Annotated in this window: 25 protein-coding genes and 1 pseudogene; 9 read left to right on the top strand and 17 right to left on the bottom strand. The window is 70.3% G+C overall.

Going from position 1 to position 26,014, the window contains the following annotated elements; genetic code table 11:
* Positions 1-25: 25 nt before the first annotated feature.
* The 3 genes from MOTC310_RS17820 to MOTC310_RS17810 are packed head-to-tail and all read right to left on the bottom strand — an operon-like array spanning position 26 to position 2,150.
* Complete coding sequence (locus tag MOTC310_RS17820) at positions 26-1,255, bottom strand: efflux RND transporter periplasmic adaptor subunit (RefSeq protein ID WP_331302758.1); 1,230 nt, start codon at positions 1,253-1,255, stop codon at positions 26-28.
* On the bottom strand, positions 1,252-1,890 hold the full coding sequence (locus MOTC310_RS17815) for a TetR/AcrR family transcriptional regulator (protein ID WP_331302757.1): 639 nt from the start codon (positions 1,888-1,890) through the stop codon (positions 1,252-1,254). Before MOTC310_RS17815 ends, MOTC310_RS17820 begins: the two co-directional genes overlap by 4 nt.
* A complete protein-coding gene (locus tag MOTC310_RS17810) occupies positions 1,887-2,150 on the bottom strand; it encodes a hypothetical protein (RefSeq protein ID WP_331302756.1) in 264 nt (87 codons plus the stop codon). Before MOTC310_RS17810 ends, MOTC310_RS17815 begins: the two co-directional genes overlap by 4 nt.
* 1,008 nt (positions 2,151-3,158) lie before the next feature.
* On the opposite strand from MOTC310_RS17810, the gene MOTC310_RS17800 reads away from it, so the two are divergent.
* Both MOTC310_RS17800 and MOTC310_RS17795 read left to right on the top strand, forming a co-directional pair.
* Positions 3,159-3,473, top strand: coding sequence for a hypothetical protein (locus MOTC310_RS17800; protein WP_331302755.1), 315 nt, complete (start codon positions 3,159-3,161; stop codon positions 3,471-3,473).
* A gap of 151 nt (positions 3,474-3,624) precedes the next feature.
* Positions 3,625-4,026 carry a hypothetical protein gene (locus MOTC310_RS17795; protein WP_331302754.1) on the top strand — a complete coding sequence of 134 codons (402 nt, stop codon included), beginning with the start codon at positions 3,625-3,627 and terminating at the stop codon, positions 4,024-4,026.
* A gap of 332 nt (positions 4,027-4,358) precedes the next feature.
* Here the strand turns inward: MOTC310_RS17795 and MOTC310_RS17790 are convergent, their stop codons facing one another.
* The 3 genes and pseudogenes from MOTC310_RS17790 to MOTC310_RS17780 form a co-directional block, all read right to left on the bottom strand.
* Complete coding sequence (locus MOTC310_RS17790) at positions 4,359-4,682, bottom strand: hypothetical protein (RefSeq protein WP_331302753.1); 324 nt, start codon at positions 4,680-4,682, stop codon at positions 4,359-4,361.
* A 113-nt stretch (positions 4,683-4,795) separates the two neighbouring features.
* The gene (locus tag MOTC310_RS17785) at positions 4,796-5,284 is read right to left on the bottom strand and encodes a hypothetical protein (protein WP_331302752.1); all 489 of its coding nucleotides are present in this window, start codon (positions 5,282-5,284) and stop codon (positions 4,796-4,798) included.
* A gap of 551 nt (positions 5,285-5,835) precedes the next feature.
* A pseudogene (locus tag MOTC310_RS17780) lies at positions 5,836-6,599 on the bottom strand (transposase); the annotation flags it as partial.
* A 1,259-nt stretch (positions 6,600-7,858) separates the two neighbouring features.
* Here MOTC310_RS17780 and MOTC310_RS17775 point away from each other — a divergent pair.
* From MOTC310_RS17775 to MOTC310_RS17765, 3 genes are all read left to right on the top strand, one after another.
* Positions 7,859-8,800, top strand: coding sequence for a helix-turn-helix transcriptional regulator (locus tag MOTC310_RS17775; protein ID WP_331302751.1), 942 nt, complete (start codon positions 7,859-7,861; stop codon positions 8,798-8,800).
* A 188-nt stretch (positions 8,801-8,988) separates the two neighbouring features.
* A complete protein-coding gene (locus MOTC310_RS17770; protein WP_331302750.1) occupies positions 8,989-9,723 on the top strand; it encodes a recombinase family protein in 735 nt (244 codons plus the stop codon).
* A 725-nt stretch (positions 9,724-10,448) separates the two neighbouring features.
* Positions 10,449-11,111: a hypothetical protein gene (locus MOTC310_RS17765; protein WP_331302749.1), complete on the top strand. Its 663-nt coding sequence runs from the start codon at positions 10,449-10,451 to the stop codon at positions 11,109-11,111.
* Positions 11,112-11,388: 277 nt separating this feature from the next.
* Here the strand turns inward: MOTC310_RS17765 and MOTC310_RS17760 are convergent, their stop codons facing one another.
* Together MOTC310_RS17760 and MOTC310_RS17755 are read right to left on the bottom strand one after the other, a co-directional pair.
* Positions 11,389-12,297 carry a hypothetical protein gene (locus MOTC310_RS17760; protein ID WP_331302748.1) on the bottom strand — a complete coding sequence of 303 codons (909 nt, stop codon included), beginning with the start codon at positions 12,295-12,297 and terminating at the stop codon, positions 11,389-11,391.
* 34 nt (positions 12,298-12,331) lie between these two features.
* Positions 12,332-13,840, bottom strand: a complete 1,509-nt coding sequence (locus MOTC310_RS17755) for a DNA methyltransferase family protein (RefSeq protein ID WP_331302747.1) — start codon at positions 13,838-13,840, stop codon at positions 12,332-12,334.
* A gap of 718 nt (positions 13,841-14,558) precedes the next feature.
* On the opposite strand from MOTC310_RS17755, the gene MOTC310_RS17750 reads away from it, so the two are divergent.
* From MOTC310_RS17750 to MOTC310_RS17740, 3 genes are all read left to right on the top strand, one after another.
* Positions 14,559-15,515, top strand: a complete 957-nt coding sequence (locus MOTC310_RS17750) for a hypothetical protein (protein ID WP_331302746.1) — start codon at positions 14,559-14,561, stop codon at positions 15,513-15,515.
* Positions 15,516-15,708: 193 nt separating this feature from the next.
* Complete coding sequence (locus MOTC310_RS17745; RefSeq protein WP_331302745.1) at positions 15,709-15,882, top strand: hypothetical protein; 174 nt, start codon at positions 15,709-15,711, stop codon at positions 15,880-15,882.
* Positions 15,883-16,751: 869 nt separating this feature from the next.
* Positions 16,752-17,336, top strand: coding sequence for a hypothetical protein (locus tag MOTC310_RS17740; RefSeq protein ID WP_331302744.1), 585 nt, complete (start codon positions 16,752-16,754; stop codon positions 17,334-17,336).
* Here the strand turns inward: MOTC310_RS17740 and groES are convergent.
* Positions 17,314-17,604 (bottom strand): co-chaperone GroES, encoded by a 291-nt coding sequence (groES, locus tag MOTC310_RS17735; RefSeq protein WP_091779337.1) that lies wholly within the window; start codon positions 17,602-17,604, stop codon positions 17,314-17,316. The genes MOTC310_RS17740 and groES overlap by 23 nt on opposite strands.
* Before the next feature lie 292 nt (positions 17,605-17,896).
* Between groES and MOTC310_RS17730 the strand changes: the two genes are divergently transcribed.
* Positions 17,897-18,169 (top strand): usg protein, encoded by a 273-nt coding sequence (locus MOTC310_RS17730; RefSeq protein ID WP_331289571.1) that lies wholly within the window; start codon positions 17,897-17,899, stop codon positions 18,167-18,169.
* A gap of 529 nt (positions 18,170-18,698) precedes the next feature.
* On the opposite strand, the gene MOTC310_RS17725 is transcribed toward MOTC310_RS17730, so the two are convergent.
* From MOTC310_RS17725 to MOTC310_RS17690, 8 genes are all read right to left on the bottom strand, one after another.
* Complete coding sequence (locus MOTC310_RS17725; protein ID WP_331289570.1) at positions 18,699-19,253, bottom strand: hypothetical protein; 555 nt, start codon at positions 19,251-19,253, stop codon at positions 18,699-18,701.
* Positions 19,254-19,311: 58 nt separating this feature from the next.
* Positions 19,312-19,551, bottom strand: a complete 240-nt coding sequence (locus MOTC310_RS17720; protein ID WP_012320151.1) for a hypothetical protein — start codon at positions 19,549-19,551, stop codon at positions 19,312-19,314.
* A gap of 30 nt (positions 19,552-19,581) precedes the next feature.
* Positions 19,582-20,619 (bottom strand): formate dehydrogenase subunit gamma, encoded by a 1,038-nt coding sequence (locus MOTC310_RS17715; RefSeq protein ID WP_331302743.1) that lies wholly within the window; start codon positions 20,617-20,619, stop codon positions 19,582-19,584.
* A gap of 89 nt (positions 20,620-20,708) precedes the next feature.
* Positions 20,709-21,305 (bottom strand): formate dehydrogenase FDH3 subunit beta, encoded by a 597-nt coding sequence (gene fdh3B / locus MOTC310_RS17710; protein ID WP_012320149.1) that lies wholly within the window; start codon positions 21,303-21,305, stop codon positions 20,709-20,711.
* Between the two features lie 16 nt (positions 21,306-21,321).
* Positions 21,322-24,264 (bottom strand): formate dehydrogenase subunit alpha, encoded by a 2,943-nt coding sequence (locus tag MOTC310_RS17705; protein WP_331302742.1) that lies wholly within the window; start codon positions 24,262-24,264, stop codon positions 21,322-21,324.
* 7 nt (positions 24,265-24,271) lie between these two features.
* Positions 24,272-24,514 (bottom strand): formate dehydrogenase, encoded by a 243-nt coding sequence (locus MOTC310_RS17700; RefSeq protein WP_024829467.1) that lies wholly within the window; start codon positions 24,512-24,514, stop codon positions 24,272-24,274.
* A gap of 88 nt (positions 24,515-24,602) precedes the next feature.
* On the bottom strand, positions 24,603-25,226 hold the full coding sequence (locus MOTC310_RS17695; protein WP_331302741.1) for a TorD/DmsD family molecular chaperone: 624 nt from the start codon (positions 25,224-25,226) through the stop codon (positions 24,603-24,605).
* A gap of 87 nt (positions 25,227-25,313) precedes the next feature.
* Positions 25,314-26,014: DUF3306 domain-containing protein (locus MOTC310_RS17690; RefSeq protein WP_331302740.1), on the bottom strand; the 701-nt coding region annotated here is incomplete at its 5' end.

Raw genomic sequence — 26,014 nt, 5'->3', positions numbered from 1 at the left:
GGGATGGGGGTGGGGACGCGCCGGCTTACGGCACGCCGGCATCGGCGGTGTCCTGCGGGGCGGGCAACGCGGCGACCGCGGGCGTGGGGGCCGCGGCTTCGAGCACCGGCCTGACCCGGTCGCCGTCGCGCAGGAACGAGCCGGCCCGGGCCACGACCCGCTCGCCCTCGTTCAGGCCCGCGCGGACCTCGATGGCGTCCTCGTCGGCGATGCCGGTGCGCACGGTGCGGTCCTCGACCCGGTCGCCCGCGACCACGAGCACGCTGCGGCGTCCGCCGCCGTACAGCACCGAGGCCTGCGGGACGCTCACGCCGCGGCTGCGGGCGAGTTCGACCCCACCCCGGGCGAAGGTCCCGATGCGCAGGCGCGGGTCGGGGTCGAGGCGCACGCGAACCTTGCCGAGGCGGGTGGCCTTGTCGACCTCGGGGTAGACGGCCCGCACGCGGCCCGCGACGCGGCCGCCGTCGCCGAGCTCGATCCAGGCCGGGGCGCCCTCGCGCAGCTGCGGCAGCTTGGTCTCGACGACCTCGCCCTCCAACTCGATCTCGCCGCGGGCGATCAGGCGGAACAGCGGCTCGGACGAGGCCGAGGCGGCGAGGCCGACCCGTGCCGTCCGGCGGCTGACGATGCCGTCCTCCGGCGCGCGGATCTCGGTGCGGGCGAGCCGAAGGGACAGCTCGTCACGCACGGCGCGGGCCTGGGCGAGGTCGGCCTTGGCCATGGCCAGCCCGTTGCGGGCGAAGGCGAGCCGGCCCTCGGCCTGGCGCAGGGCTGAGGTCCGGGTCTCCATCACCACCGCCGTGGTGTTGCCGGTCGTCATGAGCGAGCGCGCCCGCTCGAGCCCGAGCCGGGCCTCGGTCTCGGCGGCCTCGGCCTGTTCGATGTTGCTTTGGGACTGGGGCACGGCGGCCTCGGACTTGGCCACCAACGCGTCCTGCTGCGCGATCTGGCGGTCGATCAGGTCGCGGGCGAGGCGCGCCAGCACCTGCCCCCTGGCGACCCGCGCGCCTTCCTCGACCAGCACCTCGGTCACCCGGTAGCCGTCGATCTCGGGCGTCACCAGGATCTCGTCGCGGGGCACCAGGGTTCCGGTCACCGTCACGGTCTCCACGGTCTCGCGCCGGGTCGCCTCGACCACGCTGACGGTGGGTGCGAGGACGGGCTTGGCCTTGGCGAGGGCCTCGTCGCGGGCGGAGGCGGCCGACAGGCCGATCGCCATCAGCACGGGCGCGGTGAGGAAGGCGGCGCGGGTCATCGACCGGTCTCCGGAATGGCAGTGGTGACCCGCGGTAGCGCACCCTTCAGGCCCGCTTCGATCAGCGCTTGGAGGTGGGCGACGGCGGGGGCCGGGTCGTAGCCCGGCAGGATGGCGCGACCGACGACGATGCCCTTCATCAGCGGGTTCACCGCCTCGAACATGGAAGCGGGGTCGCAATCGGGCGAGATCGCGAGCACCGCGAACATCCCGCACAGCCACTCCCGGGCCTCGGCCTCGCTGCGGTCGACCAACGCGGCGATGGCGGGGTTGCGCGTGGTCTCCGCCCAAAGGTCGAGGCGCAGGACGGCGGTCTCGCGGGTGATGCCGGTGAAGAACCGTTCGAGGATCCCGTTCAGGGACGCGAGGCGGTCACCCTCGCGCTCCATCTCGGCGACGAGGGCGGCGCCGCGGGCGCGGTCGCGCTCGGCCATCGCCAGGACGATGTCCTCCTTGGAGGCGAAGTAGCGGTAGAAGTTGCCCTGGCTCATCGCGGCCTCGCGGGCGAGGTCCGCCATCGTGGTGCGGTGGAAGCCGTCCCGGACGAAGCACGCCTCGGCCGCGTCGAGGATGCGCTCGCGCCGCGCGGTCTGGGCGTCGGTGGCCTCGACGACGATTGCCGTCCCGGCGCTCACGACGCGAAGCCCGGCCCGCGCGGGGCGACCCTGGACTGGTCTTTGGCCGGGACGAGGTCAGTGCAGGCGCGAGGCGCGCGGTCGAGGCCGGCGCAGGCCCGGGCCTGCCAGCCACCCGGACCGGTGCCGGTCCAGGACAGCAGGCACGCCCATCCCAGCAGCACCATGGCGCCGAGGATCAGGTTTGCCGGACGCACGAGGGTGCGCAACGCCGCCGTAACGGCGGGGGCTTCGACGTGGGCAGCGGATGCGTAGGCCATGCTCGACACCATCATTCCTACACAGCCTGATAATGAGCGCTCATTCTCATGTCAATGAACGTTCATTCTCGCGTCGCGGCGGGGGGGGGGTGTATAGGGACGGACGTGGGTCGCGGGTTCGGGTCGAGAGACATCTGGCGTGCGACACCGAGGCCCGCTCATCCAAGGCCTGCCGGACGGTTCGGTATCGCCCCCTATCCACTGTGGGATGCGGTCCATTTGGAGACCGGACGCTCGCTCGCGCGTCGGGGGATCGGTGCGAACCGTCACCCGGGCGCCACCCTCACCATGCGAGGAGGCGGCAGCCGCGACCGATGCTGGCCGTCCTCGGCCGCGAAGCCGTGTCACCATGGCTGAAGTCGCCATCCGGCGGCCCGCGCGTCCGCTGCCGCGAGCGTGTCTCGCGGTCCGAGGCGGCGCCTACTCCGGAGCGCCCTCACGGCCTCGTCTGCGGCCCTCTGCCCGCCGTCGTGAGCTCAGTGGGCGGTCGTGAGGTCGAAGGGGTGCGTCGCCTCGCCCGCGAAGAAGATCCGGTCCTCGAAAGGCCGGGCCCGCCGCGCCCGCGACTTACCCCTGCCCGGCGGGGCGCAACCGTACGCCCCACCGATGGACGCCACCCGCTCCACGAGGCCGCCGAAGGGGCCGCATGGTCCTACGTTTGCGCATCGCCATGCGGCGCGATCGTCGATGCGCAGATCCGAGCGTTCGAGGAGCATCGGGACGGCGACATCGTCACCGACCTGGCCTGAACCTCATCGCGTTCGACCGGATCGGGCGGTCGGCCCGACGCTCCGATCCACGTCCGGGCCGACGGTGGGACAGGGACGCCCCTCCCGCGACGTGATCACCGACGGGACATCGCCATCTCGACACCGTTCGAAAGACGTGGGCAACCCCGTGGCATCCGCGCCGGTGTTAACCACGGACCATATGCGTCCTTTCACTCCCTCGGACGATGGCTCCTGATGGTCCCGTCACGCCATGGAAAGGCGTTGCGAGGAGGAAGTCATGGGTTCGAGCGATTTGGATTACGGGCTCGAGATGCTGGGAAAGGCCGTCGCACGCGACACCTACGGCATCGCCGCGACGAACGACGGCGGTCGTGCGCTGAGGCGGCGGATCGTGCGCGGTCTCCTGGCCTTGGAAAAGGCCGGCCTGGCGAATGTCGTCAGGGTCGAGGGCCGGGTGTTCGGCGCCGAACTCACTGCTGCCGGGATCGACCGGGGCCGAGCCATCGCGGGGCGAACCCCGGCTCCGGCACGCATCCCGGGGGACGTCGTCGACGTGGTCCTCGCAATGCCCGGGTCGGGTCCCCGCAAATGAGTCCAACGGGGATCGGACGAGTCCGGCACTCGGCGGCCACGGGCGGCCGACACCTCGCCATCCCCGGCGCGCTCGTGAGAGCCCGGCGGGGAAACGCGACCGGCTGCGGTCGAAGCTCTGTGACGGAGCCAGGCGTCGACACAGGCACACGATGATCGTCGTTTCAAACCAAATCAAGGTCAGTTCAATGCGCAGGCAGGTCAAACCGTATATGCGCCGCCGTCCCGTCGACGCGGACGATCTGGCGCTGGTCGAGGAATTCATCCGGGCGAGATTCCCGCGATGGGTGCCGTCGCCGATCGAGGAGATACTCTGGGTAAAGCGCCTTGGGCCCCATTTCGGGGCGAGGGTCATCCTGTTCGACCGCGTCCCGTGCCTGTTGATCGTCGGAAACGGCGGGAGCCACCCCGACGAAGATCGGTGGACCTATCGCGGCCTGCCCTCGTCGTTCGATACCCGGCCGTTCTTCTATCACAGGATGAGGGCCGCCTGGACGAGGTCCGATGGGTCGAAGGCCGAAGCCCTGGAAAGGCATCGAGGGAACCTCGTCTGAGGGGCGATGTCCTCGTCGCGATGACGGCTTGGCTCCACGCCGGGGATCGACCGATTACATCGGCGTCGCCGCGCCCCGGTGCGGCACGCCATCGATCTCGACCAGGCATTCCATCCTGGGGCTCCGGGCCTCCGCTCAGGCGGTGCCCCGGCCGTCCGCGTGCTCCGGTCCATGCCGACCGAGCTCTCCAGCCCGCCCCTGGCCCGACGCTCCGCGGGGGCGCGCGCCGCCGGGGCGGCGGGATTGCTGGCAGTGAAGCACCGATCGCACGGAGCCGCTAATCCCCCCGCGGCACCGATCGCTCGGTCGGCGGGAGAGTCGGCGTTGCCGGATCAGGGATCGCTCGCGTCGCACCCCTGTCCGGCCCCCAGCACCTGCGCGAACAGGCCGCCAAGCATCGTGTCCGCCCAGTCCTCGGGAAAGTCCATGTACCGGCCCGCGTGACGCACCAGCCCGCACCAGAACCGTCCGTCCTCGAACTCGAGCGCCGGGCAGGGCCCATCATGCTTGGCCCCTACGCCGGCGACGTACTCGCGTGCGAGGCCGCAGGCGCTCTCGGCACAACAATATCCACAGCCGGTGCAGGGTTGACCCTCGCGCGGCTTCGCGATCATGCGCCGGCATCGAGTCTCGTCTAGAAGGATGATCGTCGCCATGAGACCACCCTAACCGATTCGGGCGCCCCGCCCCACGGACACGGGCGGCGACTTTTCTCGCGCGATGGTTCGGGGATTGCGGCATCCTGCGGAGGGCATGCCGCGGCGGCCTGTCACGAATGGCAGATGTACCAGCGACGTCCTTCGCACCGGACGACCCCGGCGGCTCGGAGAACCGCCTTGGCGACCTCCGCGGTCCCCGACCGAACTCCGGCGGCCTGTACCGCCTCCCTGTACTGCGTCGCTGTCAACCCGGCGGGGCCGGCCTCGGTCAAAATCCCGACGAGGGCCGCCACCGCCGCTGCCGCCGTCGTACCGGCCGGCGAAGGACCGTCGTCGGGCCGAGCCCCACCGGACGAAGGCGCGATCCGGCCGAGGATCTCCTCGATCCGGCGTCCCTGCCGTTCGATCGCCTCTGCGAGTTCGGCCAAGCCCGATCCCTGTGGCGCCGCGACGGCACGGATTTCGGGAGCCTCAACCTTCAGGCCTCGGCCGGCCACCAAGGCTTGCGCGGCCTCTACATAGACGTCGCTGGCAGATCGGCCGTCGTCGAGGGCGACCTGTCTCATCGCCCGGTGAAGCTCGGGCGGCACGTACAGCATGACCTTTCGCTTCGCAGGGGATGGATCCTTGTCGATCTCGGAGGCACGCTTTGATGGGGACACGACAGCGGCTCGATCCTTGGGACAGCAAGCTGTCATGCCAGCTTGCGGTTAAGATCCGCTCCCAGGGGAGGGCGGCGGCCTTCGATGGATCCCGCCACCAACAAGACAGTAAGACAGCATGACAGCAGCCTGACGGGATCGAACCGCGGCAGCTCTAGATATACCAAGCCCCGCATACCAGGCCGCGAAGGCGTCCGGATCGATCGACATGCGCCCCTCCTTCGTCGCCGTGCCGATCGTTCTGCTCTGGCTGCTCGATGGCGATCCAGCGCGGCCCGGCCGTCGATCGAAGCGCCACGCCGTCGGCGCGGACGGGCCTCGGCGCGCCGTGGCGCTCCCGGGCGATCCATGCAGCGCTTGGACCCTGGGCAGGCACTCGTCGGTGGTTCTTGCCGACGACGCGTCCATCGCACCGAACCGGGCGTGACGGACGCCACGGTTCCGCCTTCGGCTGGGCGCCTCCAAGGTGCCGCCAGTTCACCGGCCCAGACGAATGGTGCGGCTTTGCCGTTGACGGCATCGAGGGTGGCTGCCTGTTTGGTCCAGACGAAGGGCTTTGGCCTGATAGTGCGCGCGGCGATATAGCGGTTGATCGCGACCTGGAGATCCACGATCTCGCTGAAGTTTCCACGCCGCAGTCGCAGTCGTGCGAGGACCGGGAGAAGCCTTCGACTGTGTTCATCCATCAGACCGACGTCAGGATGGGGTGGACGGTCCAGCGCGGATGCCTGGCCAGCCAAGCGCGGACTTTCGGGTGCTCGTGAGTGGCATAGTCGTCCAGGATCACGTGGATCGCGTTGCCGGCCGGCACCGCGGCCTCGACGGGATTGAGTAAGCGCAGGGACTCGCCGTGGCGACGCCGCCGCATGCATCGGTCGAGCGCGGTCCCCTCCAGAACGTTGACGGCGGCAAACAGCGTCGTCGTTCCATGCCGGACGGAGTCGTGCGTCTGGGTCCCGGGACCGCCTGGCTTGACGCGCCGGCTCGGGCGCGTGCGCTCCAGTGCCCGGATATGGGTCTTCTCGTCGGGAAACAGCACGACCGCATGGCGCGGCGGGTCCACGTACAGACCCGCGATATCCCCCACCTGCGCCGCGAAGGCGGGGTCGGCGGAGCTCTTGAAGCTGCGCGTCCGGTGCGGCTGTAGGCGGTGCGCATCCCCGGTGCGCTAAGCAGAGCGCGGTGAGATCCCGACCGCGTCAGCCAGAGAACGGTCAGTCCAATGGGTGATCTCCCCAGGCTGCTCGGAGCAGTTCGGCCCTGGAAATTGCAAGGTCGTCCTGGGCACGGTTTGTCGGTTGGACCCGACGATGGCGATCGCCCCGCGGATCCACGGAAGGCTTCCCGATCGAGGGGGGCGATCACGGGAATGCTTAGTCGATGCTCGACGCCCGCTTCGATCCGTGGAATGCTTTCGCACGGATCGCGCATGCGTCCCTGGAATGGAATGCTTTCCGCGAGCCGCGAGCCGCGAGCCGCAAGCCGCAAGCCGTGGGCCCGTGGGTTAGCCTTGTTCAGCGGGTCGGCGGTCGGACGGGGATGAAATGCCCGGTCAATACTTACAACCCGCGTCGGTTCGGGCGAGGGGCATTCCGTGGGCGGGAATGGGGATCTGGGCTTGGTGGGACCGTCACGGCACGATGCGGGCAGCGGGCGTGATGGCGAGTGCCGTCCTGCACAAGCATTCCTTCACTGCGGGCCGAGTTCTGTTGACGATGCGGCAAAGGACTGTAGCTTGGATCGCCATGGCGGAACCGATTGGCTCGGTCCATCGTCGGTCTCAGCTAACGCGTCAGCGTCCTAATTTCTTGGAAGTGTAACATATGCGACCCTGGAACGCCTCAATAGGCGTTCCGGCTTTGGAGATGTTACACGTATCCCACCCTTGGTCCGTGCAGGAATGCCGTTAAGGCATTACGCGGCCAAGGGTTTTGAGAGCCAAGGGACCCGGCGGGACGACGACGGCGACCCTCCCGCGCATGGTCGAGCCTCGCTTGATCGGGTTCGCCCTACGAGGCCACGCCGCGTCCCCGCCCGCTCGCAGCCGGCCTCTTCCGGCCGGTCCCGATCGCGACGTAAGCCACCCAAGCACTCCACGCATCCCGGGAACGCGACGTGGCCTGGACCGTCCGCGCGCAGCTCGGTCCGCCGCCACGCGCATCAATGCTCAGTCAACCGCGGCGGGGCGATCGCGGGGGGCGGCGGCGCGTCGCCGGGTATCGGAGCACCGCCGTCCGGCTTCCGCACGAGGACCAGCGCGAGGTCCGGGCACATCCCGGTTGGACGGCAGGCCCCCATTCTCGCAGGACAACCCGCCGAGAGGCACGCATGACCGACACGAGCCCCGGCAAGGACGGAAAGGCTCGTCCTGGCCCGACATCGCAAGCCGTCGAACTTCCGACGCCGCGGAACGGGCCCGGGCGCCGACCGACGAAACGTAAAGTAAAGGGAAGCGATCCTTGTCGGGACGCCCCCCTGGACGAGGTCGGGACCGGTGCTAGAAGCGCAGCCGTGCGCGACTTCAACCCACCTCATCGAGAGGGCCGGGCGACCGACCGCCTGACGAAGGCCAGGCTCGCTGCCGGCTTTCGCACCGGCCATCTGGCCGCGGAGGCCCACGGCTGGCCCGTCGGCACCTACGTCGCCGTCGAGGGAGGACGCCGACCGCTCACCCCGGAGCGGGCCGCCCGTTACGGCGAGGCGTTCTCGGTCCCCGCGGAGTGGCTGCTCGGCCGTGAGCCGAACGACGCGGGCACCGACGCCGCATGCCGGGCCGTTCGCCTCGACGCCGTCGCCGTCGCCGAGGTGCCGCTGGAGTTCGCCTCGCCCGACGTCGCGGCGGTGGCCGTCGCCGGAGCGGGAGGTCGCCTGGCGCAGGCCCGGCTGGACGCCGGCTTCCGTACGCTGCAGGGCGCCGCGCGCCGTCTCCGCCTGTCGATCAGCACGCTGCAGTCCCACGAGATCGGCCGTACCCGTGTCGGCGTGGCGGCGGCGCGGATGTATGGCGCCGCCTATGGTGCGGACGTGGACTGGCTGATGACCGGCCGCTTCACGGGCTCGGCCGCCGGACGCGCAGGTCCGACCCGGGGGGAGCGGGCCGACGCCGACCGCGTCGCGGAACTGGTCTCGCAGTACCGCGCGGCAAGGCGTCCCTCGAGCGTGATCCCGCCCCACCCGGCGACGCCCGTCTCACCGGTCGATCTGGCGGCGCTTCTCGGCTCGCTCACCGAGGGATCCGTGCGCCCGCTCATCGTGGCCGAGGTCGTTGGCCCCGTCCATGGCGAGTACCTTCGGGCCGGGGACCGCGTGCTGGTCGACACGGGCCGTACCAAGGGTCTCGGACTCATGGCGCGGGCGGCGCCCGGAGGGGGCGTCCGGCTTTTCCGCTCCACCGCCGATAGCTCGGGCGATGTGTTGGGCACGGTGGTCGCGCTGCTGCCCAAACCTTCCTGATCGACGGTCAAGCTGCACGTGCATGTCGCCTCAGTTCGCTCGCCCCCCTTGTTACGCAGTCGGAACACGCAATATAAGGCCGTCGTTGGAGACGTACGTTCCGGAGGCCAGGGATGACGAGCGCGGGTTCGGGCAGGGGCGGGGGTAGGTCGAAGGGTGCTCCGGGGAAGGGCGGAGACCCGGGCGACGTGCCCCCGCGCGAGAGGCGGGGCGTCCGCCGTGCCGGCGCGGAGGGCGATCGTCCCGACGATCGCGTCGCTTCCGCCGAGCGCAAGCCGGGCGCGGTGGGGACCGATGTCGGCGACATGCCCGGGCACCAAAAAGGGCCGGCCATCGCACGGGCGGCCGTGGCGCGGTACCTGCCGTCCGGGCCAGGGCGGCCAAGGGCCGACGCGACGTCGCGCGCGGGAGAACGGACGACGCACCTGCCGTCGGACGACATGGCCGGCCGGTCAGGCCAGGGCATCGGGCGCGGGGGTGACACCGTCGGCAGCGCTTCTCCCGATGCCCGGACGCCGGATTGCGGCATGCTTCCGAGACGGTTGCCATTCACGCGGGTGGTCGTCTACGTCCGGCACCGAAGCGACCGGTCCGGCCCGGACATCGGCGCGCGGGTGGGCACCGCCCTTGCCGCGGTGTCGGCGATCGGCGTCATCCCCGGCATGTGTCGCGTCCTCGTCGATGCGCTGGACCATCGGCGTACGATCGCGGAGCTGCGAGCCATGGTCCGCGCCGGCGATGTCGAGGTCGTGGTCGTCGATCGGATCGAGAGCCTGTCCGGCGATGTCATCGTCCTGGATGCGTTGATGCGGGAATTCGCGGCGGCCGGGGTGGAGCTGGTCGTCCCGCATCTGGGAAGACTCGCTCGCGCCGACATGCCCGCTGCCGGGCTCCTGCCGAGCGCGCGTCGCCTTCGTGTCTGATGCGCTCGTGGAACTGAAGCCGAGGCGCAACCCCGCGAGGCCCGGGTCGGATGCCGGGCCATCCGACCCGCGGAGGGGCACGGGCACGCCTTCCCCACGTGCGGGGATCAGGTTGGCACGCGGATTGAGGAGCGGTCGGCGCCGGGCCTTGGCGGCAAGCGGTGCCGACGGGGCACGACGTGGGCTGGCCCGTCGTGCAGAAGCCTTCGAGCGCGCTCCCAGACCCGCCACGTCGCGCGAATGGAATCTTGCTCGCAGGGCGCCGATGGGTTGCGTTGCATGCGGTGACACTGCGGTAGTCCGGCATGCCCCCGCAAGCTCGCCGCTGCGTGCAGTCGCGTTCGACGATGCCGATGCCCGGGGGCATCCACTTGTATGCGGTGACGCCGCCCGGGGGCACCGCCCGACACGGGGATCGCCTCCGCGTTCGCGCCTTGATGCCGGACGTCCGGCCGTGGGCTGAGGTGGGCGGACCGGCAGGCCCTGGTGCGATCGATCGCCGGACCCGGACCGGTTCGCGCACGTCAATCCAGTATGCGATGGCCGACCGGGCGCGGCCATTGCCGGGGTTCACATCGAATGCAAACCCATATCGTCGGCCTCCGCTCGATGCGCCATCGCTTCAATTGGCGCGGACGGGATGACGCCGATCTGGGAATCGGTTCAAATTCGCCCGGCCTGGCCCGGGCCCGCCGATAGCGTCCGAAATTCCAGGACTTTTCCAAATGCCGGACATTCAACCGTACGATCCGCACGCACCCCTGCATGGTGACCGCGTTGAAGCCTTTCGGCGCGTCGAGCGCGCCGTGAAGGCGGGGGCCGGCACCGTCGTCGTCGAACATGGGGATGACAGGCGGTCCATGGCGCGCTTCGCATGCATCCTCCGCGCGTTCGAGCTCGACGGCATCGCGGCTGCGGAGCCAGGACCCGGTCCGGGGAGGGTCACGGCACGGGTCACGTTCGCGGGGCGCCGCAGGGCCATGCAGCGCGACGCCGGCGGGTTGGCCTTGTTTCCCTCGCACTCCGCCGTGCGGGTCGTCGAGCGGCCCGTCGAATGGTTCACGGACGTCGACCTCGCCGCGCAGGCGGGCCGCGGCCATCTGCGGGCCGTCGCACCCGGGAGCTACGACGAGGATACGCGCGCCGGGTCGGCAGTCACCGTCTTGCTCGACCCCTTGGCCGATTGGTCGAACCATCCGACCTACCTGGCCCGACGGCACGGCGAAGGCGATGCGCTCAGGGCCTGGGAAGTCTTTACCTTGGACGGAGAGTGCCATGGCCTGCTCCTCATGACGGCCGACGGCTTCGATGGCGTGGAACCCGACGGATCCGTGAGCCCTGAACGATCTCCCGGCGCCGCAGCCTGGGAGATCGTCATGAACAGCTAGGGGCCTGTCCGAATCCAGAGGGTGATTCACTCGGCTCGTGGCCAAGGTGTTTCGCGCGTGGAATGTCGAACAGGGTTGGCTCTCCGCCAACATCGCGTGGGGATCTTCGACCCCAAATGACGAATGGCCGTAACCAGTCCACCAAACCCGGCAGAACCCCGATTCCGTCGTTCCTCGGCATCCTCTGGGCGATGCCGCGCGTCCGTGGGGACGGTCCCGTCGCCGAAGGCTCGGACATGCGGTCGCGGGGATTGGCGGGAAGCCCGCGGCGATCGACCTACGGCGGCGACGGGGCCTCGTCGTCCATCGGCTCGGCGATCCGCGGGTCGTAGCCGGCCGGACGGTCCGGCAGGCCTCCCGGGCCGGCCGTCCAGGCCGGGGAATCCTCCGTCCAGAACCGTCGTCGGGTCACGGACTTCAGGTCCGGCGCGCCGTAGACGAACCGCTCGTCGTAGCGGAGGTAGAGCGTCGAGAAGAAGTCCCGCAGCAGGATCCGGCTGTCGGGCGGCGGGAACCCCTCCAGGACCCCGCCGGCTTCGTGCCCCTCCGGCTCGACCAGGGTCAGCGCGACGCTCTCGTAGCGGCTCACATCATCGCGGATGCTCCTGCGTCCGGAGAGCTCGCTCAACGCGTGGTGGAACCGGAGGACGGCCTCGACCGGGGCGCCGCCGCGACCGACCGCGATGTCGTTGGCGGCCAGCTGCCGCCTCGGGGAGGCCCCGGCGACCGCGCCCTCCTCCGCGACCGCGGCGGCCTGCCGGTTGGCCCGGAACGCGAACAGGTAGCCCGCAACCAGGGCCGGGTACGTGATGTGGATGTTGGTGCAGTCGCCGACCGCCTCCTCCAGGCGGTTGGTCAGGTTCCTGAACGCCTTGATCGCGCCCTTGCACGACACGGCCAGGACGGGGCCGAGCCCCGGCTTCAGGACCGTGACGTCGATGTCCTTCGTCTTGAGGCCGCCGAGGATCGTCCGCTCGCCGCCCGTCGCCGCGTCGGGCTCGTATCGGAGGCGACCGCTGCGCGGGTCGACGGCGAGGGGCGGCCGCGGGGTGATGTCCTCGGGCAGGAAGCCGCCCTCGACCACCAGCCGGCATGCGACGTACCAATGGATCGGCTTGATGTGGCGCTGGCTCTGGGTCGCGTCCTCCGACGTCGCGAAGGCGCGGAACGCGTCGCGTTCGTCCATCCAGCGGCATACGGACGGGGCGGCCGCGCCGCGCTCAGCCGGCACGATGACGCCACGCGCGCATGGCCGACAAACCCTCGCGGACGGCCGCGCGGTCGAGGTCGTGCACCTGTCCGTGCGCCGGCAGCACGACCTGCGCGGCCTCGCGCGGCTCCAGCTTGAGCATGCCCCCTCCCAGGGGATGGCCCTGCAGCTCGCAGCTCAGGTCGATGAAAGGGCTGCCCCATGCCTCCAGGCGCTCGCGGGCCCCCGGGTCGCGCAGGCGCACGCAGTGGACGGAGTTGGTGGCGACGCACCGGGCGTCGTTGCGTGCGAGGCTCGGCCTCTCGCCGGACATGTACGACAGCAGGTAGTCGGGCACGGCCACGTCCGGGACCACGTGCCAGGGGGACCGAACGCGGCATTTGTAGGCCGTCCGGGCGAGCCGCCCGGCCTCGCCGTCGAGATAGGCGGCGACCGATCGCGGCAGGGCGCCGACCCTGGGCAGGCGCAGCAGGAGGTACGGCTCGTCCGCCGCCCGCCACCGCGCCACGTCGGCGTCGGTGAGGACCGGGCCGGCCAGGGATCGCCCGTTGCGGACCGCCGGGTGGAGGAACGTTGCCGGGATGCCGAGCCGGGCGGCCTGCGATGGCCGCAGGTGGAAGAAGTCGTTCGCCCCGGTGACGTAGCCGATGCCGACCGCCGCGACCTCGCCGAGGCGACGCGCCGCATCCGAATCCGCGACCTGCCTGTAGGCGTGTCGGGCGGCGCGCGGCATCAGGTACGGCCGGAGGCGCCTGCTCCAAGCGGTCCGCCACTCGCGCACGTCCACCCTCTCGAACGCGTCGGGCGGGTCCCGGGACGGTACGAACCGGTCGACCGCGCTCAGCCGGATCTCGTCGGTCGCGCCGCCGAAGCCGTCCGCGAACAGGAGCCAGCAATCCTCCGATAGCCCGGGAAACAGCTTCTCCCGGATCGCGACGAGGTGGACGGTCGAGAAGCGGGCGAGCGCGAACTCCAGGAACGGGACCGCGTACGGGGCGTGGCCGATCTCCGCCGGCACCACGAACGCCATGCGGCCGCCCGGCCGGAGCAGCGAGGCCGTCGCGACGAGGAACGGGGCCCACGAGGATGTCAGGCCCGAGAAATCGGCGCCGAGTTCCCGGCAGACCCTGAGAGCGCGCGCGCGGGTCTCTCCGGCGAAGCGTTGGTAACGGATGAACGGAGGGTTGCCCGCCGCGCAGTCGAACCGCTCGGCCGTGCGCTCCGCCCACGCGAAGAAGTCGCCGACGTGGATCTCCCCCGACGGCGCCCGCTCCCGGGCGAGGCAAGCGCTCGCGGCGTCGCGCTCGACGCCGACGCTGCGGGCGTGTGCCGCGACGAAGATCCCGTCGCCGCACGACGGGTCGAGCAGCCGGTCCTCGCGTCCGCGCACCGCCCAGGCGACCAACGTCGCGGCGACCGCCTCGGGCGTGAAGTATGCCCCGTCCGCCTTGCGGGACGGCGGGGCGACGATGTCGCCCGCCATCCTGCTCGGATCCTGGTCGATCGAAAGCGAATCCATGGGGCGGAGCCTAGCATGCCGGCAGTCGGCCGGGATACGTTCCGACCCTTACCCGGCGGGTTCGGTCGGTGCGTCGCTGTGGATCGGCCCCGGTACGACGCGCCGGCCGAGGCGCGGGCGACATCGACGGGGCCACGCCGGCCGCGGCGGAAGCCGGGCTTCGATCGCCACGCCCTTCCTGGCGTCCCGGTCGACCGGTTCAGCGTTCGGCACCGATTGCGTCGGATCGACTTCCCGGAGTCGGGCGGCGGGGCTGGATCGTGTCGAGGGATGATGCCGCCCGCCGTCCCCCGGGCATTCCCATGGCCCGTCGGACGTGCTTCCCGTCGGTGGTCCCGCCGCCGCCAGGCCCCGCGTGCGGGACGGCGTTCCGCGCCCGTGCCGGCGAACCGCCTTCCGCGAGCAGGGGCGGTGGAACCAAGGACAAGGCTCGGAGCGGCCGCGTACTCGGACGGCCATCCGAAGATGAGCCGTCCGAAATCCCCGCAATCAACAGCATCCGCCGTTCTGGATAGGGTCGACCTTTCGCGAGTTTTGCCTTAAGATTACGGATTCCTCGGCGGCCGACAGGCGCGCCGCGGCTGTCTCTCATATCGCGGATCCCGACGTCGCCGGACGGCCGTCGAAGCATCGTCCCGCGGACGGACCGCGCCCCCCTGCAGCCATGCGTGACCGGAGCCCGCGTCGAGGGCCGGCCGCGCGCGTGCGGAGCCCGAACATGCTGATCGCCTTCACCGGTGCCTCCGGGCGCACGGACGCCTCGCACGCGTCCCTCCTGGCCGCGCACGCGGCCCTCGTCGTCGATGGCCGCGCCACGCTTGTGCTGCCGGACGACGCCCCAGGTCCCCAGGCCGGCGCCGGGCTGCACGTCGTCCGTGTCTCGGCGGCCGAGGCCGCGGACCGGATCTGGCGGGTCGCGGACGCGTGCCGCGACGGCGGCGGCACCGCCGTCGCGGACCTGCCGTCGGCTTGGCTGCGGGACGGGGCCCTACGCGCCCACCTCGACGCGGCGGTCCTGGTCGTCGGTCCCCATGCGGCGGACGAGCGCGAGGCGGCGGGTTGGTCCGCCGACGGAGGCGAGACTTTCCCGACCTGGTACCTCGGGTGCCGCCGCGCCGGTGGGGGACCGGCTGCGGCGCGGTTCGCTGCCGCGATCATGGAGCTGGACCCACGTGCGGCCGTGATGCCTTACGCCTTGCCCCCGTTGGGCCGGGGCGAGGCGACCGCGTTGAACCACGGATCGCCGCGCGGGCGTACCCTTCGCACGGCGCTGCTCCTCATGGCCGCAATGCGGCACGGCGCCGTGGCCGGACGCTTCGCCCCCCTCGAGGCGGCGGCCCCGGACGAGGCCGGAAGGATCGCCGTCGCCGCCGACGTCCGCTCCTTTCCGGAGCGGCTCCGCGACCTCGCCGACGACGTCGAGGCCGTGGAGGCGGGGCTCAAGCCGGAGGCGTCCGATCTCGCCGACGCCCCCGTCCTCGATGGCTGGTCGTGCGACGCCGTCGCGGCGCCGATCCTGAAGGGTCGCGTCAGCGGCCATCCCGGGATCGCCGAGGGACACCGCGTGCGGACCAGCGAGGTCTACCTCACGGACCGCAGGACGTACGCCCGGACGCTGTCGCGCTGGTACGTCCTGCGCTCGACGGCCGGCGAGCCGGATGCCGGCCTGCAGTAGGCAGCCGACGCGCCGGACCCCGAACCCGCCAGTGCGGGGGGAGGGCGCCCTGCCTCGTCGCCGTCCGCGGCGACTTCGCCTCGGCGATGCTCCGCACGCGCCCGACCGGGCGCGTGCGTGGCCCCCATCGCCGGAATCGGGTTCCTCGGGGACAGGCCGATTTCCGGCGGAACACCTTCGCGACGGCATCCGCATGGCCAGTGCGGCGCACGAGGGCCTGGCCCGGTCGGGCCGCCGGGTTGGGGACGTGGTCGTCGGCGCGATCAACGGGCCCGGTGTCCTCGATCCGGCGATCCTGGCGACCGGATCGCAGCTCGACGACCGCCTCGCCATCCTGCTCGTTGGCCAGGCGGCCGGGGATTCGTGATCGGCGCGGCGTCAACCCGCGCCGCGGCCGGCCTTGCCGCCGCCACCAGCTTGGCCGCGGCGATGGTGACACGCTCATGGTTCCCGGCGCGCGCGCCCCCGGTAGCCCTCCCGCGAGGCATGCCGGACCTCCTGCGCGCGCCGAGGGCGGCGACATGGTTCCGTCGACGGCCGATGGCCGGCCATGCCCGCCCTCGGAACTGCTGGTTACCCGATGCGCGGCGCTCGACAGGCTCGGCGAGGCGCCAACCCGCCGCGGTGCCCCGGAGGATGCCGCGATCCGACCGGTGCTCCGCCGTCGAGGGCACGGACCGGCGCCAACGACCGTACAGGATGACGATGCGGCTTCCGCATTGCTGTCGAACGCCAAATCGATACACTCTAAATTGGGGCTGCCCTGTGGATAGACTGAGATCCACGCGATTTATTGCTGCGGTATCGTCGAAGCATAGGCTGGCGCACGATGAACGCCGCGCTGGCCCAATCCAAGCGTAAGCAAGTATCCCCGGCGTGACGTCGGGACAAGGCCGCGCGTCGAGCGTTCGAATGCGAAGCGGCGCGAGCAGAAGCAAGTCTTCGAGAAAGTCATCCGATCCTTGCGGGCGTCGCTTCTCGAAACGAATCAATGTCCCGGGTCGCCGGCAGCCGACGCCGGCAGCGGTCACGCGTCGGACATTCGAAACCGCTTCGGCGCGGAAAGACGTGGTGAACGGTCGCCGGAACGCGATCCCTAAAATCATAGCGTCTGCGGATCGACCTCGTGATTCCTATTGCGCCGTGGCCAAGCTCGACCCGGTGATCCAGAATACCCGTGGGGGTATATTTCGATCGTCCCGATGAGCGGACGCCGAGACCGAGGATGACGCCCAGATGGCCAGGATCGCTTTCTTCTCCGACGACGAGGCGGGGGTGCTGTGCGCGCGCCTGACCTGCCTCGGCCTGACCGCCCTGGACGGGACGACGACCCTGGCGTTGCCGGGCGACGTCGTGGCCGCGTCGCCGCCGATCGCCGCGCCGGCGGCCGTGTCGGTTGTGGCGCTGCCCGCCCGTCTCGACGCCCTCGCCGAAGGTCGGGCGCGGCGATCGGCATTCGACGCGGCCGACGACCTCGTCGTCGCCCTGCCGCTCGTGGCTTCCCGCGACCGCGGCGTGCGGGATCGGTTCGACGTCGCCGTCGCCGTCGGCGCCGGGGAGGCGGCCGCCGCCCGCGCGTTGCGGACGGCGCGGTACGTGGCGTCGCCCGAGGACGAGCAGGTCGACGCGACCGCGCCGGCCTGGTTCCTCCCCGGATCCGGGCAGTCCGAGCTGCGGACGAAGGCGATGCTGTCCGCCTCCGGCCGCCTGCGCCTGCCGTTCGCCACCCGCGCGCTGCCCATGGCGCTGCCCCGGCTGACGCCCGCGGACCGGGCCGGGCTCGCCGCCTGGGAGCCGATCAGGCGGCGACGACGCCCATGATGTCGGATTCCTTCATGATCAGGAGGTCCTGACCGTCGATCTTGACCTCGGTGCCGGACCACTTGCCGAACAGGACGCGGTCGCCGGCCTTCACGTCGAGCGCGTTGACGCGGCCGGACTCGTCGCGGGCGCCGGGACCGACGGCGACGACCTCGCCCTCCTGCGGCTTCTCCTTGGCGGTGTCCGGGATGATGATGCCGCCCTTGGTCTTCTCTTCGCCCTCGATGCGACGGACGACCACGCGGTCGTGCAGCGGACGGAACTTCATGAGCTGGCTCCAGTCTGAACGCGACAGGTTGAGAAGTTCGCCAGACCCCCTCATGGGCGGCCTGACCGCGGCGAGGCGGCGCCGTCTCGAGGCCACGCGCCAGAACCGCGGCCGAAATTTAGCACTCGCTGCGTGAGAGTGCTAGCAGCCCCGCGCGGATTTGGCAGCCGTCGTTATCGATGAGTGCTAACCGATTGAAGACACAGGCGATTTGCCGATTATTAACAACCCAGCCGGCAACCTTCTTGCTTCGCCGTGAGTCACTCTCACGATGCGTGCAGGAGGTGCCGCCATGAGCGTTTCGACCGCCTTCCGCCGTCAGCTGGACGGCTACAGCCTGACGACAGCCGAGATCCTGTATCACCTGCCCGACCATCCCCATCTGCTGCAGACCTTCATCTGGCAACAGCACGATCTATTCCCCGTATTCCCGGAGCTGAGGCGATTCCTGGCGTTCTGGCGGGATGCCCTCGATGGACCGCTCCATTCGGTGAAGGTGGCCCATAGCCGCCTGATCAAGCCCGCAGAATTGCGGGCGATCGGCAGTGAGTTTCACCTCCACTGACGCACATCGCGGGCGCGCGGCCCGCGACAGGAGGGGCGGCCGCCGACCTCGTGCCGGTGGCCTTCCGCTACGCCCTCGGCGCGCCGCTGGACCCGGCGCCGCTGGTGCAAAAGCCTCACGACGTAGCCCCCGAGGAGCGTGCACGGACTTCCCTGCCGGTAGGCGGCGCCGAGGCGTCCCTGACCTCACGGATCTGGACCAGGCGAAATCGCAGTGGCCGGGTCCAGTCAATGACCGAGGGGCAGGAGGAGCAACCCGAGGCTGAGACGGAACGGGTTCTCGACGCGCCTGCGCGCGCCGCCGCGTGATCGTCGGCCCAGCGGTGAACGGCGTGATTCTCCAGTCGCGCCGGCGGGAGACTCCGGGCGAACTTCACCAGCGCGGCACGGCTCGCCCGGCAGCACCCGCGCGATCGGCCCGACCACGGAACGGCCGGGGCGCGTGCACCGCATCTGGCCGAAGGCACGCGCTGCGCACGGGTTCTGTCAGCCGCTCCCTCAACGCAACATCAGGGGCTGAAGACCGAGAGCTATCGGCCGTAGAACTTCGGGTCGAGCGCAGCGAGCGCGAGCAACGGGGGCGGGAGGGCAACACCGTGCACCCGCATCAGGCGCGCGGCCGAACGGCATTCGAGCTGGTCGTCGGCTGCGGCGGCGGCTTCGATCTTCGCGACGGTGGCGGCGTCCGGGTGAGGTGCCGATGCCGGCTTGGCGGCGGTCGGCGCATCCTGTGCAGCCTTGCTCGCCGGCCCGCGCTGAGCATCGGTGCCCGCCTGATTGGGCGAGCCTCCCGGGGTAGGACCGCTCAGCCCGGACTTCTGCTGGACGTCGCCGCCCGCGGAGGAGGCCGTCCCCTGGCTTGCCCCCGAGGGATTCGAGACGGCGGTCGCCTGTTGCGGAGGCGTCGCTGCGGCCTCCTTCGCCGGCGCCGGCTGCTTCACGAAGGCCAGGAGCTCCTGGCAGAGATTGGCCGGACGCCCGGTCGGGGCGGCTGCGCCGCTCTCCTGCGCGCGGGCGCTGCCCGCCGCCAGCAGGGCTCCCGCCAAGCCGATCGCCTGGACGAAGGTGGTCAGTCGCCGCTTCATCGGATGCGCTCCTCCAGAAGACTTGGTCGCGTCGCAGCTGGCGCTCGAATGCCGAGCCTCAGGAGCGCTTCGGCTGCGAGGCGGCGCCCTCGGCTTTCCCGTGCGGCTCGCCGGCGAACTCATCGGGGGCGGGGTCGCCGTTCCAACGCGGGCCAACAAGATTGGTGCCCGGCTCGGAGACCCGCGCACCGGAGGTGGCGAATGCCTGGTAGGCGAACTTCTGATTGCTCGTGAGCGCCAGCATGGCCGCGACGCCCAGGAGAACGGCGGCGAGGACGGCGGCGATGAAAGCTTTCATGTCAGCGATTCCTGATAGGAGCCCGGCCCGTCACTCGGCCGGCGCCGGGCGGGATCCGAGCTGCGGGCCGCTGGCGGTGCGGGCCTGCTCCTGCTCGACCCAGAGGTCGTGGTGCGCGCGTGCCCAGGCCAGATCGACCTGGCCGCTGCCCATCGCGTCGTAGGCGCCCTTCATCCCGAGCGTGCCGATGTAGATATGGGCCAGGATACCGGCGATGAAGACGAGACCGATGAGGGAATGGATCACCTGCATGATCTGCATCCCGTTGACGTCGAAGAGCGCGAACGGGAAGAGCATCATCAGGCCGGTGGCGCCCATGGCGGCGCCGAAGCCGGCCACCATCCAGAACACGCCCTTCTGGCCCGCGTTGAAGCGGCCCGCATGCGGGTGCTTGCTGCCGATGAAGCCGCCCCCGGCCTTGATCCATTCCCAGTCGATCCGGTTCGGGATGTTGTCGCGGATCCAGACGGCGACCATGAAGGCGACGCCCAGCATGAAGGGCCAGGCGAGATAGACGTGGCTGTACTTCGCGTACTGGGCCAGCGCACCGAAGGCATCCGGCCCGACCAGCGGCATCAGAAGCCGCTTGCCGAAGATGTAGTTCAGGCCGGACAGGGACAGGATGATGAAGCACACGGCCGTCATCCAGTGCGTGAACCGCTCGAACGCGTTGAACCGGAGGATCTTCTTGCCGGATTCCTGACTGTGATCCGTGATGATGCGGCCGCGCCACAGGAAGAAGAGCGCCAGGGCTGCGAGCATGCCGAGGATCACGAGCGCCCCGATCCAGGGCAGCCATCCCTCGCGGAACATCTGGTACGCGCGGCCTTGCGGCTGGATCAGGTTGGCGGCCTTGCTGTCCGGGATGCTGATGCGCCCGCTGATCTTGGGGGCCTGCCGGAACAGAAGCTCCTCATTGATCGAATCCGCCGTGGGATTCGCGCCCGTCGGGTTCCGGCCATCGGCCTGGATCGGGTTCTGCGCCTGCGCGGTCCCGTAGACACCCGGCGCCGTCCAGAGCGCCGTTGCCAGGACGAGAGTGCTGAGAAGCGTCCATGCCCGCCGCATCGGCGTTCCTTTCAGATCGGTCGAGCGGTCCGCGGACGCTGCCGCGGTCCCTGTTCCTGCGCGCCCCTCAGCCGAGGAGCAGCCCCACATCAGATCGCGATGGTCTCGCGGTAGGCCGTCTTCCAGCCCCAGGCCCCCGAGCCGTACCCGCGCTTGATCACACGCTGCTTGTAGATCTCGGCGATCATCTCGCCGTCGCCCGCGAGCAGAGCCTTGGTCGAGCACATCTCGGCGCAGAGGGGCAGCTTGCCCTCCGCGAGCCGGTTCGAACCGTACTTCTCGTACTCGGCGGTCGAGAGATCGGGCTCGGGGCCACCCGAGCAGTAGGTGCACTTGTCCATCTTGCCGCGGGACCCGAAGTTCCCGACGCGCGGGTACTGCGGCGCGCCGAACGGGCAGGCGTAGAAGCAGTAGCCGCAGCCGATGCAGATGTCCTTGGAGTGCAGCACCACCGCGTCGGCAGTGGTGTAGAAGCAGTTCACCGGGCAGACGGCCGCGCAGGGCGCGTCGGTGCAGTGCATGCAGGCCATCGAGACCGAGCGCTCGCCGGGCTTGCCGTCGTTGAGCGTCACCACCCGCCGCCGGTTGATGCCCCACGGCACTTCGTGCTCGTTCTTGCAGGCGGTGACGCAGGCGTTGCACTCGATGCAACGATCCGCGTCGCAGAGAAACTTCATGCGCGCCATGATCAGGTCGCTCCTCTCAGGCCGCTCGGATCTGACACAGGGTGGCTTTCGTCTCCTGCATACCGGTGACGGGGTCGAAGCCGTAGGTCGTGACGGTGTTGACGCTCTCGCCGAGCACGACCGGGTCGGTGCCCTTCGGGTAGTAGTCGCGCATGTCCTTGCCTTGGTACCAGCCGGAGAAGTGGAACGGCATGAACGCGACTCCTTTCCCGACGCGGTCGGTCACGAGGGCCTTCACCTTCGTCTTGGAGTTGTTCTCCGCGCCCGTGACCCAGACCCACTGACCGTCCTTGATGCCGCGCTCGGCCGCGTCACCGGTGTTGATCTCGACGAACATGTCCTGCTGCAGCTCGGCGAGCCACGGGTTGGAGCGGGTTTCCTCACCGCCGCCCTCGTACTCGACGAGGCGGCCCGAGGTCAGGATGATCGGGAAATCCCGGGCGACGTTGCGGTCGACCGCCGCCTTCTGCACCGAGAAGCCGATATTGGGCATGCGGAATTGCCGCTCATCGGGCCGGGTCGGGTACTTGGCGACCAGATCGGGGCGCGGTGAGTAGATCGGCTCGCGGTGGACCGGCACCGGGTCGGGCAGGTTCCAGGCGTTCGCGCGCGCCTTGCCGTTGCCGAACGGCGAGACGCCGTGCTCGAGACAGACGCGCTGGATGCCGCCCGAGAGGTCGGTCGCCCAGCTCACCGTGTCGGGCTTGTCGCCGCCGATCTTCAGGATCGTCGCCAGCTCGTCCGCCGTGAGATCCTTGTCCCACCCGAGCTTCTTGAACACGCCGAGGGTGAATTCCGGATAGCCGTCGGTGAGGTCGGAGCCCTTCGAGTAGGAATCCTCGGCCAGCAACGTCTCGCCGTTGCGTTCGGTGCCGAAGCGCGCGCGGAACGTGCCGCCACCCTCCTTCACGTGCAAAGCCGTGTTGTAGAGGATGGCCGAGCCGGGATGGCGGATCTCGGGCTTACCCCAGCAGGGCCAGGGCAGGCCGTAATAGTCCCCGCCAACCTCCGGATCGTCCTTCGGCGCCCGCAGGGTGACGAGGTCGAACTTCTGCTGGTTGCGCATATGCGCCTTCAGGCGCTCGGGCGACTGTCCGGAGTAGCCCGTCGACCAGCCGCCGCGGTTGATCTCCCGCAGGATGTCCTCGGCCACCGGCACGTTGTTCTCGACCTTGATGTTCTTGAACATCGGGTCGGCGAAGCCGAGCTTCTTCGAGAGCAGGTAGAGGAACTCGTAGTCGTTCTTGGACTCGAAGGCGGGCTTCACGATCTGCTCGCCCCATTGCAGGGACCGGTTCGAGGCCGTGCGGCACCCGTCCATCTCCAGCGAGGTGCAGATCGGCAGCAGGTAGGTGTTGTCCTGCCGGGTATCGAGCGCCGCGAAGGTGGTCGGATGCGGGTCTGCGACGACCATCAGGTCGAGCTTGTTCAGGCCCTCGAGGGCTTCGGGCAGGCGCGTGACGGTGTTGCCGCCATGGCCCGAGATCATCATCGCCCGCGTGGGGCTCCGCTGATCGATCTGATCGGGCGGGAGGTTCACGGAGTCGAACCAGCGGGTCGAGGTGATGCCCGGGGTCTCCATGTTCTCCTTGCGGGACCGCGCCTTGCGGCCGGCGGCCGCGGGGACCTCATCGAAGCGCGACTGCAGCCACGCGTAGTCCACCTCCCAAACGCGGGACCAGTGCCGCCAGCCGCCTTCGACTAGGCCGTAGTAGAGCGGCAGGGTCGTCACATCGAGGCCGAGGTCGGTCGCGCCCTGCACGTTCGTGTGCCCGCGGAAGATGTTGGCGCCCGTGCCCGGCTTGCCGACATTGCCCGTCGCCAAGCACAGGATGCAGAGCGCGCGCACGTTGGCGGTGCCGACCGTGTGCTGCGTGTTGCCCATGCACCAGATCATGGTGGCGGGCTTCTCCTTGGCGAACTTCTCCGCCACGCGGCGGAGCTGCTCGCCCGGCACGCCGGACACGCGCTCCACTTCCTCAGGCGTCCACTTGGCGACCTCCTTGCGGACGTCGTCCATCGCGTAGACGCGCTGGCGGATGAAGTCCTTGTCCTCCCAGCCGTTCTGGAAGATGTGCCAGAGCATGCCCCAGGCCACCGGGATGTCGGTCCCCGAGCGGATGCGCACATAGTCGGTGGCGTGCGCCGCCGTGCGGGTGAAACGGGGGTCGATGACGATCAGGTTGGCGCGGTTGATCTCCTTCCCGGACAGCACGTGCTGCATCGAGATCGGGTGCGCCTCGGCGGGATTGCCGCCCATGATGATCATGGTCTTGGCGTTGCGGATGTCGTTGTACGAGTTGGTCTGGGCGCCGTAGCCCCAGGTATTCGCCACGCCCGCCACTGTGGTCGAGTGGCAGATGCGCGCCTGGTGGTCGACGTTGTTGGTGCCCCAGAAGGCCCCGAATTTCCGCAACAGGTACGCGGCCTCGTTCGTGTACTTGGCCGAGCCGAGCCAGTAGACGGAATCGGAACCCCACTTCTCGCGGATCTGCAGCAGCTTGTCGCCGATCTCGTCGATCGCCTGATCCCAGGAGATCCGCTGCCACTGGCCGCCGACGAGCTTCATCGGGTATTTCAGGCGGCGGTCCGACGAGACCAGCTCGCGAATGGCGGCACCCTTGGCGCAGTGGGTGCCGCGGTTGATGGGACTCGCCCAGGACGGCTCCTGGCCGACCCACACGCCGTTCACGACCTCGGCGGTCACCGTGCAGCCGACCGAGCAATGCGTGCAGATGTTCTTCTTGATGACGGTCCCCGGTCCGACCGCCGACGAGCCGGCGGCCTCGGCCTTGCGGACGGCGCCGAGCTGGATCGAGCCCGCGGCGGCGAGCGCTCCGGCCGTGAGCCCGGATTTGCGCAGGAACGCACGCCGGTCGAGCACGCCGGCCGCGAGACCGGCAGCGACCGCCTGATGCTTGCTGCGGCTGGCCTCGCCGCTCTTCCGCTTCGTCAGCATGGCAGCCTCACTTCGTTCCCGGCGCAGGATCGGGATTCTTCAGGAGCGTCTCGTAGCCGTTGGTCCGGTAGAACGCCTTCACGTGATCGCTCAGGCGGTACCGGCTGCGCGTCTCGTCCTGGCCCGGATCGTAGGCCTGGGCCTCCGTCGCAGCCATCGGCGACGCGACCGCGGCGGCGGCCGCCACGGTGCTTCCGCCGAGCGCCCGAAAGAACTGGCGACGACCGAGCGTCTTCGGATCCTGCCGCATCATCCAACTCCCTCAGCGACACCCGCTGGATAGCAAACTCACGTCACGTCTTCCGGTCACGCTCCGACCACCGGGCACCGCATCCCCGTCACGCATCCATCGTGAAGGCTTCCGCCTCCACCTCCATGAAGACGCGCCCCAGGCTGCCGACCGCGCGGTAGAAGCGCGCGTTCCTCGCCCGCTCGAGATCCCCGAAGAAGCGGTCTACCCAGGGGACGAGGTGCCGCCCGAAGAAGCGCGCCTGCGCGTCCGGCCCGGCCGCGAACCGCCCGCCGGCGAGCCCCGCCATCACATCCAGCAGGAAGGCCAAGTGGTCCTCCGGCTCGCTCATGGCCTCGGCCCGCGACAGACCGAGGGCCGCGAGATCCTCCCGGACCAGCGCGAGCGGGCGCTCGTTGAGGAAGCCGGTCAGGTAGTAGGAGGCGTAAGGAAGGAGCTCGCCCCTGCCCACGCCGATGAACAGCGCGAAGAACTCGCGTTCGACCTCCGCGGCCGTCGCCTCCGCCGCCGCGCGGCTCAGATCCGCGACGGATTGGCCGAGGATCCCCTCGCCGCCCGCGAGGCCGGCGAGCGTGCCGAGCAGGTCCTGGCCGGGCGGACGTCCGAGCAGGACGGCCAAGAGGTCGTAGTGCCGCGCGCGAAGCCCGTCGACGTCGTCCACGCGGGCGCCGCCCAGCGCCTCCGATTCCACAGGTCCGAACGCCGACGCCACGAAGTTTTCTACTCGCTCGAGATCGGACCGATCCCGCTCTCTGGAATGACAATAAGAAAGGCTCTTATCGCCCGCAATCCAAAACTCCTAACTCGTATGGGGCATCGCGCCGCCGTGACGCCGCAGGCGCGGTCCCGGCCCTGGTCCCGGACCCGCCCCCGCTCCGTCGACGGCCCGCACAGCATCGCGCGCGGGTGTCGGATCGGGTGAGGCCGGAGCGGGTTGCTGGAACGACACCGTGGCCTCGGGGGTGGGCAGGGCCGGCAAGTGTTCCAGCGGGTCGGGCTCGGGAGAGGAGGGATCCGCCGCATCGGGATGATCCGGCGTCTGACCGGGCCCCGGCGAACCTTCGGCATCGCGATCGCGGGTCTCAACCCCCTCGGGCGTCGCCTGGGCGGACCCGCCCAGGAGCCGCCCGAGCATCGCCTGGACGTCGTCGCTGGGCAGGAGCGGACCGAGACCGGGGACGCCGCCCGGGGTATTCCAGTCGTAAGCGTATTCCCGCGCCTCGCTGACGAAGTCGCGGATGGCGGGGTCGAGCGACCACATCCGGCGCAGGGCCGCGTTGCGCAGGGCGGCCGGAACGCCGGCCCGCAGGAAGGGAACGAGATCGGTCTCCGGGGTCAGCGCTTCGAGGGACGGTAGCTCCACCACCGCATCGTCCGCCGGCTCCGGTATCGGCGGCCGTGCCTCGGGTCCGGCCTCCGGCGCGATGGCAGCGGCCTCGGCGACCCCCGCGTCCGGCTCCGGGAGCGGCGCGGTGTCAGGGGCGGGCGGCGCGCCGCGTT

The sequence above is a fragment of the Methylobacterium oryzae genome, assembly GCF_036441375.1.
Taxonomy (GTDB): Bacteria; Pseudomonadota; Alphaproteobacteria; order Rhizobiales; family Beijerinckiaceae; genus Methylobacterium; species Methylobacterium oryzae_A.
The sequence above is the reverse complement of the archived record's forward strand: the minus strand, read 5'-3'. Positions and strand labels throughout refer to the sequence as shown.